Genomic DNA, 13,291 nt, shown 5'->3' with positions numbered 1-13,291 from the left:
GTCCGTTATCCATTCCCTTTTAACCCATTCCGTTCCATTCGCATTTTGACAACAGGAGTCCGCATATGGAGAGCAACGCAATTTCGCACCCCGTCTTTGGGTCAGTCCCGCAGGATGCAATTCTTCTGGATGCAAGCGAGGTTGCCCAAATTCTTCGCGTTCCTCGCAGTTGGATTTACAGCCATCTCAGTGAGCTACCCGTGATTCGTCTCGGTCGCTATGTGCGCTTCCGGCGTTCCGAAATTGAACGTTTCCTCGAAAAACGCGCAGGCGCTTGCCAATGAGTTCCGTTGGTGTTAATCGTAGATCACGGTTGAAGCACCACGGAAAGGAAATCGTGGTGCGAGAACGACACCAGAGACCCCGAGTGAAGGACTTGGGGAGCAAGTGGAAGATTTTCTATTGGGACTACAGTTCCGGCAAGCGTTGCCCGCATACAAAGAGCTGGGCGAAAAGTAAGTTTCCCACGCGATCTGAAGCTCAACGGGAAGCAGACCAGTTCATTGAAGGCGTCAACGAACGGAACAATCAACCTCAACAATTTCCCTTCGGGGAAGGAACACTCGCAGCACTTGTGGCAATGTGTCGTGAAAGAATCTGGCCGCTGCTGAAGAACTCAACGAGACTCAGTTACGACTTTTTTCTGGACACGTACATCTTGCCCGAATTGGGTTCGATCAAACTCACGAAAATGAGAACAATCGGACTACAAGATTTTTTCAACTCGTTTTCTCCGCGCTTGGCCTCGAAAACGATTCGCAATATGCACGCATGTCTCAGAACGGTTCTGAACCAAGGCAAAACTTGGGGAATCATTCGAGTGAATCCTGCTCAGGGAGTTCGCCTGCCGCGCAAGAAGGCACGCAAACCTCCCGTGTTGCTCGCAAAGCAGGATATTCGCAGCGTGATCGATGCGTTGCCGGAGCCGACCAAGTCCATCGTTGCGCTGATGGTGGTTGGTTCAATGCGAATTGGCGAGGTTGCCGCTTTGCGTTGGGAGCGAATTCACCCGGATCGAATCGAAATCGTAGAGCGTTTCTACGAAGGCGAGTTCGATGACACGAAAACCGATGCAGGTCGCCGGAGCATTCCTCTTGATTCTCACGGAATCCTGAAGGCGGTTCTGGAAGCAACTTGGCAAAGATCGAAGTATCGGAAGCCGGATGATCTCGTTTTCACCAATGCAAAGGGTGGCCCGGTAAACCGGCGCAACTTGCTGCGTCGGCACTTGAAGCCCACGGTCAAGAAGTTAGGTTTGCCTGCGACCGTGGATTTTCGGAGCTTCCGCACGATGCATTCGAGCCTGATGAGCAGTGTTGGCGTCCGGCCCGAAGTAACGCGCGACAACATGGGACACGCTACGGTGGATGTGACGCAGAACGTTTACAACCGCACGTGGTGGGAAGAACGAGTGGAAGCTGTGAGTTTAGCCGCCGCCAGCGTTTGGCGGGAGTTTACACCGGGCCAGCAGCCTGCCCGGACAATGTAAACCCTTTTGTGTAAACCCTCATGACCCGGCGAATTTGCAAGTTGTTGAAAGGAATTGGTCGGGGAGAGAGGATTTGAACCTCCGACCCCCTGGTCCCGAACCAGGTGCTCTACCAGGCTGAGCCACTCCCCGACGTAACCAAGGCAGGAGAATCGCAAAGCATGCAGCGATTCCTTGGTTCGAGTATAGCAGGTGGCGGAAGTGGGACTTCGCATCGCTTCGTCGTCCGCGAGTAACTTCTACTTCGCCGGACGAGGGCGTCCGGCGCTCCGTTGTGCTAGCGGGACAAAGGCAGTTGCGTTTTAGCGATGCTTGATAAACGCGCCGGTATGCAATTCGCCAATGGCTTGCCGGATCTGCTCCTGCGTGTTCATCACGATTGGACCGTACCAGGCTACCGGCTCCTCGATTGGCTTCCCGGAAACCAGCAGGAAACGGATGCCTTCATCTCCAGCTTGCGCTACGATCTCATCGCCGCGATCGAAGAGCACCAACGAGTGATTGTTGACGTCGTACACGGGAGTGGCATTTGGATCCACGCCAGATTCAGTAAGAACCGCGCGCGGATTTGAGGCATCGCGGAATGTGCCGGAACCTGCAAACACGTATGCGAAGGCATTGCGTGTGGTTTCGACTTTGAGCCGCTTGCGTTGACCAGGCGGAACAGAGATATCGAGATAGTTCGGATCGGCAGCCACGCCTTCTACCGGTCCGCGCTTCCCTCCAAATTCTCCGCAGATAACCCGTACACGGGTCCCATCATCTTCCGCGACTTCGGGGATCGCGCTTGAAGGTATGTCCTGGTAGCGCGGGTCGGTCATCTTCAATGATGAGGGCAGGTTGGCCCAAAGCTGGAAGCCGTGCATGCGGCCCTGCGCATCTCCTTTGGGCATCTCCTGATGCAGGATGCCGCTGCCGGCGGTCATCCATTGCACGTCGCCCGCTGACATCTTTCCTTTGTTGCCCAGGCTATCACCGTGCTCGACAGAGCCGGCGAGGACATACGTAATCGTCTCGATGCCGCGATGCGGATGCCAGGGAAATCCCGCGAGATAGTCCTGCGGATTGTCGTTGCGGAAGTCATCCAGCAGCAGGAAAGGATCGAATTCCTTCGTCTTGCCAAAACCGAATGCCCGCTGTAGCTTCACTCCGGCACCTTCAATTGTGGGCGTCGTTTGAATGATCTGTCTGACTGGACGTAGTGACATAACTTTCCTTCCCCGAAATCCGAATGCATAGGTTTGATGCCTGAAGCCAGCGAACGATTCAAGCGACGGATTCCGCCTAATTCGGCTACTCCATTTGTCGATGGAGCGACCTCGGACTGCCCGGACTTGGGGGTGGAGCTGAGCGTTTACCAAATAATGTGTGCTCCATGAGCGCGGTTAACTACAGGCAGGCTTCCCAATCTGATATTCCGGCTATGGCACGGATGCGGTCGGCGGAATGGGGCGAGGAGAATTACTGGAGAAATCGAATTGCCGGCTATATGGATTGTGAACTACATCCGCAGCATGCCTTGAAACCTCGCGTAGTTTATGTCGCGCTTCAGACTGATTTAATGCTTGGCTTCATTGCTGGACATCTTACGCGCAGGTACGGCTGCGACGGGGAACTGGAGTGGATCAATGTCATTCGCACCAACAGAGGCAGTGCGGTCGCGTTTGAACTGCTTCGGATGGTGGCTGCCTGGTTTGCCGAGCACAAGGCACAACGGATTTGCGTAGATGTGGACCCGGAAAATGCGGCGGCTCGACGCTTTTATACAAAGCATGGCGCCCATGAACTAAACGCGCACTGGCTGGTATGGGATGACATCAGTGTGGTACTCGCGCACTGACGTTCAGCATTGAATCGTCGCGAGTTGCCAATTGCCGCTTTTCTGTTACTCTTTGCCTTCAATTTCTGGAGCAGACACTCTTGAAGAACTTTTCGACTTTTTCCTTCCGTGTGACGTTTTTCACCGTTGTGATTGCGATCGCTACTCTCGCGCAAGCCCAACAGAGCGCGTCACCAGCATCGGGCTCGTCCGCTGCGGAGCCCACGTTGCCGTATTCGCCGAGCCTGGATCTGACGTCGATGGATAAATCGGCGGATCCATGCGCGGACTTTTATCAGTACTCGTGTGGCGGCTGGCAGAAGAACAATCCAATTCCCCCGGACCAGACCTCCTGGGGTGTTTACGGAAAGCTCTATCAGGACAATCTCGGGTTCTTGCGTGGCATCCTCGACGAAGCGCAGACAGCCAAACAGCGGGACGCCGTCACTCAGAAGATCGGTGACTATTACTCAGCTTGCATGGATGAAGCGACAGTGAATAAACGCGGCGTGCAAGCTATTAAACCCGAGCTGGATGCGATTGGTGCGCTGAAGTCCGTACACGAGCTTGCTCCGCTTGTAGCCCGGCTTCAGCTCGAAGCTGCGGGGACGACAATGTTTGGATCGTCCTCGATTCAGGATCCGGATAACTCAGAGGAGCAGATCGCCGGCATCAATCAGGGTGGCCTGGGGCTGCCCGATCGTGATTACTACACGAAGGATGATGCCAAATCCAAGGAAACACGCGAGCGCTATCTGCAGCACGTGCAGAAGATGTTCGAGCTTCTAGGCGATTCGCCGGACAAAGCAAAAACCGAGGCGCAGGACATTATGCGCATGGAAACTAGGTTGGCTGAGGCGTCCCTCACCCGCGTGGAACGCCGCGATCCGTACAAGCGCAAGAACAAGATGAAGGTGGCTGACCTGCAAGCAGTCGCTCCTAACTTCGATTGGCCGGCTTTTTTCAAAGCTGCGAACACGCCTCCGTTCGAGATCATGAACGTCACAGCGCCGCCGTTTTTCAAGGCTCTTAGTTCTGAACTGGGAAGTGAGTCCCTGGACAACTGGAAGAACTACTTGCGCTTCCACGTCGCCAACGCCTACTCACCTTATCTCTCACAGCCGTTCGTGGATGAGAACTTTGCTTTCTATCGCCAGTATTTGCGCGGCGCAAAGGAGCAACAACCGCGATGGAAGCGCTGCGTGCAATACGTGGACGATGACCTCGGTGAGGCCCTGGGGCAGGCGTACGTTCGTAGAGTTTTCTCTCCTGAACTCAAGGCCAGCACGTTGGACATGGTTCGTCGCATCGAAGATGCGATGGGACAACGCATTCAGCAGCTCGACTGGATGAGTCCGGAAACGAAGCGGCAGGCCGTACTGAAACTGCAGGGCATGCGCAACAAGATTGGATACCCCGACAAGTGGCGCGACTACAGTTCCGTGAAGATTACTGCAACAGACTTCGTTGGCGACGTACGCAATGCGAATCTGTTTGAATCACGGAGGCGCATCAACAAGATCGGGCAACCGGTCGATCATGCCGAATGGGGAATGACGCCTCCGACCGTAAATGCTTATTACAACCCGGCGATGAACGACATCAACTTCCCTGCCGGGGTGCTGCAACCACCGCTCTATGATTCAAAAATGGACGATGCTCCCAATTACGGAAACACCGGCGGCACGATTGGCCATGAGTTGACACACGGCTTCGACGATCAGGGGCGCAAGTACGACGCAAAAGGTAATCTGCGCGACTGGTGGACAAAAGAAGACGCAGAGAAGTTCACGCAGCGCACCCAATGCGTCGAAGACCAGTATTCGAAGTATGTAGTCGTTGACGATGTACACATCAATGGCAAGCTCACACTAGGCGAAGACGTCGCCGATCTGGGAGGGGAGATCCTCGCTTACAACGCGTGGAAAGACGCAACGAAAGACAAGAATCTCCAGGCAGCCGATGACCTAACTCCCGACCAGCGATTCTTTGTCGGCTTTGCACAATGGGCATGCGAGAACACGCGTCCGGAAGACGCGCGGCTGCGCGCGCTCACTGATCCGCACTCGCCAGCCAGGTATCGCATCAACGGCGTCGTCGTGAATATGCCTGACTTTACGCAGGCATTCTCTTGTAAGGCCGGGCAGCCAATGACTAAGGCAGCGGCTCAGGTGTGCAGAGTTTGGTAGACATCGGTGGTGCGATCATGGGCCTTTGCTAGATTTTCGAAATCGCCTCTGTGAGTTGATCGAGGGATTCAATTCTCGGCTCGTTCCTCATCGCGTACACTCCCGCGATGTCCATTAGGATCGCGCGCATACCGGCCTTTTGCGCTCCCAGATAGTCGATCGAATATATGTCCCCAAGGTACAGCGCACGGTCGGCCGCAACAGACATAGCTGCGAGTGCTGCCTGAAAGATTTGCGGCGCGGGTTTCTCGTATCCAACGTTGCCGGAATCGATCACATGCTCGAAGTATTTTCCGAGGCCAACCGTTGCAAGCCTTTCGGCCATGTGTCCGTCAGAATTGGAGATCACGCCCAAGCGATATTTCCGCTTCATCGACTCTAGTACTTCGATCGTTCCCGGAGGCATGCGCCTCCAGTTCGACGAAGTGCGGGCGAGGTTAACCAACTCCAAGCGCAACGAAATGTCGGTCACGTTGAGCGTGCGCAGCAGATGCGCGTAGTAGGTTTCCCAGTATTGCAGATCGACCTTACGCGTCTGCGAGACAATCAAATCCATATCCTGGCGTGCGACACGTTCGGCGGCGAAGAGCTGCGCCTCGGTGGGACGGATCCCGCGATTCCACAGCGGAGCTAATGTCTTTTCGTGATCGGGAAACAGAAGGGTGTTGCCTACGTCGAAGAAGACGACCTCGATGGGCATACTCTAAAGCTTATCGTGTTGCCGCCTCTTCTCTTCGTCCGGTGAGGTAGAAGTGCACGGCAGGCGTGACCAATAGCGAGAGCACCATCGAAATAAGGATGCCGCCGATTACGGCAATGGCCAGCGGCTGAAGCATTTCCGATCCTGCGCCGAGGGCGAAGGCGAGGGGTAGCATGCCCGCGATGGCCGCAATGGCAGTCATGGCGATCGGACGCAAACGTCGCCTACCGGCGCGCATCATGGCATCTTCCGGCGAGAATCCCGCGCGTCGAAATTCGTGTTCGGCATCGAGCAGGAGGATTCCGTTCTTGGCCACGATGCCGATGACCATAATCAGCCCCATGAACGCGGAAACGCTAAACGTTGTGCCGGTGATTAGCAGCGCAAGGAAGACTCCGGCGGTTGAGAGCAGCGCGGAAGCGAGGATGGCGGTGGGGGCGGAGAAGCTCCGGAACTCGAACAGCAACACGGCAAAAACGAAGGCGAACGCCATCACGAAGACAAAGACGAAGTCGTGGAAGGTCTGCTGCTGCTCGGCGTAAAGCCCGCCGTACTCGATGCGAATCGAAGATGGAAGGTGAAGCTTGGCGATTTCGGCTTGCACTTTGTTAATACCGGTTCCCAGATCGATCCCTTCAAATCGAGCAGTGACCTCCAAATCGCGCTGCAGGTTCTCACGGCGAATTTCTGTCTGCCCGGGAATTTGCGTTACCGTAGCCAATGAACCAAGCGTTGCGGTGCGACCTGCGGAGCTTGCGAGCAGCGTATTCTTCATCGCTTCGATATTCGCTCGATTCGCGTCCGGGAACCGAACCCGTACCGTGTAGGCGCGGTTGTTCACAACCACAGGAGTCGTGGCGGGCTCACCTTCGAGAATGGCAGAAGCATCGATGGCTACTTCGTCGGGACTAAAGCCGGCGCGCGCTGTCACCGCAGGATCGATCTGGTAATTCAATGCCGGGCCGCTGGTGGTGTTCTCGACGCCGTCCTTGACGTCGACGACGCCCTTGATTTTGGAGATTGCATCGGCGACCTGCGGCCCGGTCTTCGCCAACAGAGCCGCGTCGTTGTTAAATAACTTGATCACCACCGGCTCGGGCGCGCTGGTGAGATCTCCGATCATGTCCTGCAAAAGTTGCGGGAACTCCGTATCCAGTTGCGGCTCTTCCTGTTTGATCTTGACGCGAAGGTCCGCAATCACTTCGTCAGAAGAGCGTTCGTGTTTCGCCTTCAGCTTCACGGAGATGTCACCGGTATTCGCTTCCGTCACCGCCGCGAGTCCAAGTTGCAAGCCGGTACGCCGCGAAGTGCTTTGCACGTCCTTGTCGGCACGTATGATCTGCTCTACATGGTTGACGACGCGGTTAGTCTCGGCGAGCGAGCTTCCCGGCGGCATGATGTAATCGACGATAAAGCCGCCTTCGTCCATCGCCGGCAGCAGGTCCGATCCAAGAGCTTGAAAGCAGAAGTAGGCAACAACGATCAGGACTACGCTTAGGCCGGCGAGCAACAACGGACGCTCCAGCGCCCGGCGCAGCCAACGCTCATAGAAATTAACGACGGCATGAAACCGCTTGCCATATGAGGCCTCTTCGGCCTCAATCATACGTTCGAGGCGTTCACGATCGGTCCACTCCGCAGCCGCCACTTCGTCGGTTTTGTGCTGCGATTTCCGCTTCACAAAGTATTGGCTCAGGTTCGGTGTCCATGTGAGCGCCAGCGCGAGCGATGTGAACAATGACACGCCCATCGTGACTGCAAGCGCGCGAAAGAACGTGCCATATACGCCATGAATCGCGACGAGAGGCAAAAATACGACAATTGGCGTGACCGTGGATCCAATCAACGGCGCTGTGACTTCTTTGAGAGCGCTATAGATTGCCTGGAGTCTTCCTTGCCCGAGATCTCGATGCAGGACGATGTTCTCGATTACAACGATTGCATCGTCGATAACCAGTCCGACGGCGGCTGCCAGTCCACCAAGCGTCATCAAATTGAAACTCTCGCCGATGGCCTTCAGCACGATGAAAGTAATCACGATGGTGATCGGAATCACCATTCCTGCGACGGCGGAGCTGCCCCAGTCACGCAGGAACACGACAATGACAATCGACGCCAGCACCAACCCAATCAGGATCGCGTCTCGCACGCTACCGATAGAGTCCCTTACCAGTCCTGATTGATCGTAGTACGGAGTCAGCTTGATGCCCGGCGGCAACGTCTTCTTGAGCTCCGCCACCCTGGCGTTCACTTCGTCCGCTACTACCACGGTGTTGCTGTCGGGCTGACGGTTGATCGAGAGCAGTACGGCTGGCTTGCCATTCGCTGTCACTACCGTGTACTTCGGCTTTGTGCCGTGGGTGACCGTAGCCACATCGCCAATGTGAATCGGGATCCCGGCCGGGTTGGTCTTCACAACGATTTGGCCCAGCTCCTCGGGGCTGCGAACCTGGCCGTTGATCAACCCCAACACGAGCTGGTGATTGTCCTCGATCAGGCCGGGCGAATCGACAAGGTTGGTCTTCGCGACTGCGTTGGTGATGTCCGGCACTGTAACCGAGGCGCTCAAGAGCTTCGAAGGATCAGGCGTGATTAAGTATTCCGGCTCCTGTCCCCCCTGGACGACAACCGTTGCTACTCCATCGAGACGGTTTATCTGCGGCTTAAGCTCGTAGGTCGCCAACTCCCAGAGCTGCGTTTGCGGAACCGTATCCGACGTCAGACTGTAGCCCAGAATGGGAAAGCTGGCGAAGGTGAGACGGTGAGTATCGAACTTCGCCGTATTCGGCAGCGAGGTTTGCACCTGCGCCACCGCAGAGTTCACTAACTGCAACGTCTGCACCATATCGACGTTCCAGTTGAAGAAGAGGTCGATTTCCGCAGAGCCACGACTGGTTATGGAGTTTACCCGCTGCAATCCGGGAACGCTGTTCACCGCATCCTCTACCGGGCGTGTGATCGTGACCATCATCTGATCGATCGGCATCACACCGTTGTCGATGCCGATAATGATGCGGGGAAAGTTCACTTCCGGGAAAACAGCGACGGGGATGGTGAACGCGAGATACGCTCCCATGATCGCCAACGCGATGATTAGAAAGATAAGCGGCTTCGAAAAACGCGAGAACCAATAGTCGGGCAACGGAACAGGAAGGCGTTGCACTTCGTCAATTGGCGTGATCTTCGTCGCCATGCTTACGGCTCGCTCCCGCCTTCGCCTTTGTCTTTGCCCTCGTCGCCGCCTTCCTTGCCAGGAGCGGCGGGCGCCTCAACCTTTACTTTGGTCTTGTCTGGCAAGCCGTACGCGCCCGTGCTCACTACCTGCTCCCCCGGCTTCACTCCGCTCACGATCTGCACGGAGTCGGCGGTTTGTACACCGGTCTCGACTTCCCGTTTGTTGGCGACGCCGTCGCCGCCGATAACCATAACGGACTTCTTGCCTCCCTCATCGGTAACCAACGCTTCAGCCGGGACAACGAGTGCATCGGGCACGGTATGCGCGACCATCGAGAGTGAGGCTGACGACCCCGCTTTCAGTGCGCCCTTCGGATTAGCAGCTTGTACCCAGACTTCGACGGTGGTACTACCAGGATCGAGGGCTGGGCTGACCAGAATGACTTTACCTTTGATTTCGTCCTCAAGGCCCACCATCTTGACGGTCGCATCATCGCCCTTCTTCAGTAACGATGCCTGATTCTGGGGAATATGCGCCTTCGCGATCATTTGCGACAGGTTCATCACGGTGATGAGAGGCGCGCCCACCGTCGGCAGCATTCCTGGATACAGCGGTCCATCCGTGACCACACCATCGATGGGACTGCGGATTTGGGAATATTGAAGTTGAGCCTGCGCCCCCTTGTATTTCCCCTCTGCGGCGACGAGTTGCCCGCCAGCGGAGTTGAGCGCATATTGATTTCCACCGGCTTTCAATCCGTCGAAATGCTTCTGCGCCTGTTCATACTGAGCGCGAGCCTGCACCAGAGTGACTGCCGCCGCATCGAGATCCTTGCGCGGAATTGCGCCCTGATTGAACAGATTTTGACGGCTATCAAAGAGCTTTTGCTGGACGTCGAGGCTTTCTTTTGCTGCCTTCGTGTCTGACTCTGCTTTCGTCAGTTCTTCAGGTATGGAGTTCTGCTTCGCTATTGCAGTTTGCGCCTGCACGGTCTCGAAGTTTCCCCGATTCTCCTCTTGTGCCGCCGTCAGATCTCTGTTTTCGAGGGTCACCAGCAACTGGCCCTGACGAACCTTCGATCCGCGGGTGACGTAAGTCTTGAGCACAGGCGCGGCGATCTTAGGCGTGATCGTCGCCTGATTGATCGGGTATAAGACCGCATCGGCTGTCACGGTTTGTGAAATGCTTCCCTGTTTCACCGGCGCAGCCTGCACCGACACGATCGGCTGCGGTTCGGCCTGCTGCTTTGAGCAGGCGGCGAGCGGAAGGAAACTAAGGACAGCAAACCCTAGAATTGAATGCACAAGCCGTCGAGTTGCCATTGAATTAGAAGATCCCGGTCAAAGTCTGCAGATTAGCGATGGCCAGCCTATATCGAGCTTCGCCGTCGTCGTAATTGTTGCGTGCCGAAACGAGTGAATTCTGCGCATCGACGACTTCCAGGGCCGTGGCTTCGCCAGCCTGATATCGCAGGCTCGTAAGCCGCACACTTTCGGCTGCCAGATCGGCCGATTGTTGCAGGACATCCAGTTGGATCTTTGCACCCTCGGCTTCTGCATAAAAGCTTTTCAGGTCGGCTATCAGCTTACGATGTGCGGCTGATAGTTCGATCTGCACCTGTTCTCGCCGCAATTCGCTCTGGCGGACCTTGCTCCGCGTTGCACCCCAGTTCCATATTGGAATGTTCAGCGTTGCGCTCGCCGAATATCCCAGATTTGGAATAAGCCCTTCGGCGCTTGGACTGTGGAGCGCGAAATGATTCGCGTCGATGCCGTAGAAATAATCGAGTGTAAGCGTTGGGAGGTAGGCCGCTTTGGCGGCCAATACCTCAAGTCCTGCGGCTCGTGCGCTCTGCATGGCCGCATAGAGTTGCGGGTTCTTAGCCTTGGCTTGCTGCTCGATTTCCTGCATCGGGGGCAAGGGAGGCGGCAAACGGAGATCGTCCACCGTCGAGAAGTTCTGATTAAAGTTGGGGAAGACCAGGACGGCAAGTTCGAGATGGGTTGAATCCATCGCAAGTTGTGCCTCACGCAGAGCGCGCTGCGCGTCATTGGCTGTCAACTGCGCCTTGATGACGTCCGAATGGGCTACTTCGCCGCCTTGCTCGAGTTTCTGCGTTAGTTCGAAAAACCGTTTTGCTTCATCGGTTGCTGATTGCGCATTTGCGTACTTCCGTCGGGCCACTACTTCCGCGTAATAGATCTTCACCACTGTCGTCACGAGGCCTCTGGCAGCCACTTCCGCGTTGGCTCGCGCGGCGGCTGCCGCAGCGGATGTCCGATTGAAGTCGGCAAATTGAAAGCCGCTGATCACTTCGTGAGCGTTGCCCTGGCTTATGTATTCGTGGACACCATTATTGGCGATGTAGCGCGTGTCCGCGGTAATCGCAACCGGCAATCCCGTACCTTGTGTGTAGAGGTACTGATTGTTGTAGATGAGACTGGGCAAGAGCGCTGCGCGCGATTGCGCGTGATCTTCTCGCGCTACGCCTGCTGCAGTAAGCGCCATACGGTACGTCGGATCAAGATTGCGGGCCCGCTGCAAAGCGTCTTGCAGAGTTACGACGATCGGAGCTTGAGAATCGGGAGATGAAGTCTGCACAGCGCCGGAACTACTGAGTTGCTGCGCTGGAACAGCGTTGCGAGACATGCTAACGGCGAACAAAAGAATTCCCGTTCTCACTGTGAATCTGCGATTTATCCTCACGGCGACAAAGAACTCCTCAGATTGCGTATCGAATCCTGCTCACGCAGGCCCTCCAGTTCCAGATCGGAAATGACACGCAGTGCCTTCGCTGAACGGCAGCAATGAAGCATCGCAGAGACAGGCGGAGCCTGCAAAAGGGTTTCAATCTTGGGCTTCATATACCCATACTTCTGCGCCCTGATTAGCGCGGCCGGGCACGGCTAAATACAGCCGATCCCGTTTCCCATACCACACACCAGTTCTGGCTCCAATAGCGCTCGCTATCTTGGCCATTTGGTCATAGTGATCAGCATCTTTCTGTTCGAAAACGCTTATGAATCCCTCGCCGCCGGGTACGTAGACACGCTTGCGAGAATCGTCGTAATAGAGATCGTCCATGTCACCGGCCGACGTCAGGTTCGCAACTATCTTTCCCGTATCGGTGTCGAACACGGCCAGACGGGAGGGTTTGCGCGTTCCGATGAATAAGCGATGCTCCGCTTGATCCAGAGCCATAGGAAAGTTCGCCTTGAGCCCAGTCAGGCGCCAGTCCTTCACTTGGTGCGTCTTACGGTCGATGACGGCGATCTTCTCTTTAGAGGCGATATTTACGTAAATCTTCGACCCCGGACTCTCCAATTGGAAGGACTCTGGATGAGCATCGAGCTTGCCTGCATCCTCCAGCCGTTGGTTTGTTGCTGCGTCAACCACTCCGATCGCTGACTTCTCATCTTCACCGTACCCTACATATACGCGCTTCTCTGCAGGGTCATACCGCAGATTGTCGGTGTTTTCCTCGAAATCGAGCGTTGTGATCGGCGCATAGGACTTGCCGTCGTAGATTCTTAGCTTTCCATCTTCAGCGCTTGCAACGTAGAGCTTGTTGATGGGATCGGGAACGTACAGCACTCCCTGGGGTTCAGGAATTCCAGGAATCGTGTGGACCACTCGACCAGCAAATACGTCGATCACCTCTACCGTGTTATTCCCTAGAGCGGAACCGATGACAAGCTTCCGCTTTTGATCCACAGTGAAGTGGTCAATCCGACCGACTACGTTGGGCAACGGAATCTCTTGTACTAACCGTAGCGGTGGACTCTCACGATTGCTATTCGTCGAAGTGGAAGTGGCATCGGACTGCCCTAATGCAGAGGCCAGCATGATGAGTACTGCTGCGATTGTCTGCGTGAATTTTGCTTTCACTGTCATCCAGGTCTGTGCTCCTTCGGCATTA

9 protein-coding genes and 1 tRNA gene are annotated in these 13,291 nt (G+C 55.6%); 3 read left to right on the top strand and 7 right to left on the bottom strand.

Going from position 1 to position 13,291, the window contains the following annotated elements:
* Positions 1 to 367 precede the first annotated feature (367 nt).
* A complete protein-coding gene (locus VNX88_16585; protein HWY70287.1) occupies positions 368 to 1,489 on the top strand; it encodes a tyrosine-type recombinase/integrase in 1,122 nt (373 codons plus the stop codon).
* Positions 1,490 to 1,544: 55 nt separating this feature from the next.
* Here VNX88_16585 and VNX88_16580 read toward each other — a convergent pair.
* A tRNA-Pro gene (locus VNX88_16580) sits at positions 1,545 to 1,621 on the bottom strand.
* Between the two features lie 170 nt (positions 1,622 to 1,791).
* On the bottom strand, positions 1,792 to 2,697 hold the full coding sequence (locus VNX88_16575; GenBank protein HWY70286.1) for a pirin family protein: 906 nt from the start codon (positions 2,695 to 2,697) through the stop codon (positions 1,792 to 1,794).
* 167 nt (positions 2,698 to 2,864) lie between these two features.
* Between VNX88_16575 and VNX88_16570 the strand changes: the two genes are divergently transcribed.
* Positions 2,865 to 3,329, top strand: coding sequence for a GNAT family N-acetyltransferase (locus VNX88_16570; GenBank protein HWY70285.1), 465 nt, complete (start codon positions 2,865 to 2,867; stop codon positions 3,327 to 3,329).
* 80 nt (positions 3,330 to 3,409) lie between these two features.
* Complete coding sequence (locus tag VNX88_16565) at positions 3,410 to 5,497, top strand: M13 family metallopeptidase (GenBank protein HWY70284.1); 2,088 nt, start codon at positions 3,410 to 3,412, stop codon at positions 5,495 to 5,497.
* A gap of 28 nt (positions 5,498 to 5,525) precedes the next feature.
* Here the strand turns inward: VNX88_16565 and VNX88_16560 are convergent, their stop codons facing one another.
* The 5 genes from VNX88_16560 to VNX88_16540 all read right to left on the bottom strand — a co-directional run bounded on the left by VNX88_16560 (position 5,526) and on the right by VNX88_16540 (position 13,266).
* The gene (locus VNX88_16560; protein ID HWY70283.1) at positions 5,526 to 6,197 is read right to left on the bottom strand and encodes an HAD family hydrolase; all 672 of its coding nucleotides are present in this window, start codon (positions 6,195 to 6,197) and stop codon (positions 5,526 to 5,528) included.
* Positions 6,198 to 6,207: 10 nt separating this feature from the next.
* Positions 6,208 to 9,390: an efflux RND transporter permease subunit gene (locus tag VNX88_16555; GenBank protein ID HWY70282.1), complete on the bottom strand. Its 3,183-nt coding sequence runs from the start codon at positions 9,388 to 9,390 to the stop codon at positions 6,208 to 6,210.
* A 2-nt stretch (positions 9,391 to 9,392) separates the two neighbouring features.
* Positions 9,393 to 10,694 (bottom strand): efflux RND transporter periplasmic adaptor subunit, encoded by a 1,302-nt coding sequence (locus VNX88_16550; GenBank protein ID HWY70281.1) that lies wholly within the window; start codon positions 10,692 to 10,694, stop codon positions 9,393 to 9,395.
* A gap of 4 nt (positions 10,695 to 10,698) precedes the next feature.
* The gene (locus VNX88_16545; GenBank protein HWY70280.1) at positions 10,699 to 12,021 is read right to left on the bottom strand and encodes a TolC family protein; all 1,323 of its coding nucleotides are present in this window, start codon (positions 12,019 to 12,021) and stop codon (positions 10,699 to 10,701) included.
* A gap of 198 nt (positions 12,022 to 12,219) precedes the next feature.
* Positions 12,220 to 13,266 (bottom strand): hypothetical protein, encoded by a 1,047-nt coding sequence (locus tag VNX88_16540; GenBank protein ID HWY70279.1) that lies wholly within the window; start codon positions 13,264 to 13,266, stop codon positions 12,220 to 12,222.
* Positions 13,267 to 13,291: the final 25 nt, after the last annotated feature.

The sequence above is a fragment of the Terriglobales bacterium genome (assembly GCA_035567895.1).
Classification (GTDB): domain Bacteria; phylum Acidobacteriota; class Terriglobia; order Terriglobales; family Acidobacteriaceae; genus Gp1-AA112.
This window is presented reverse-complemented; position numbering and strand designations above follow the sequence as displayed.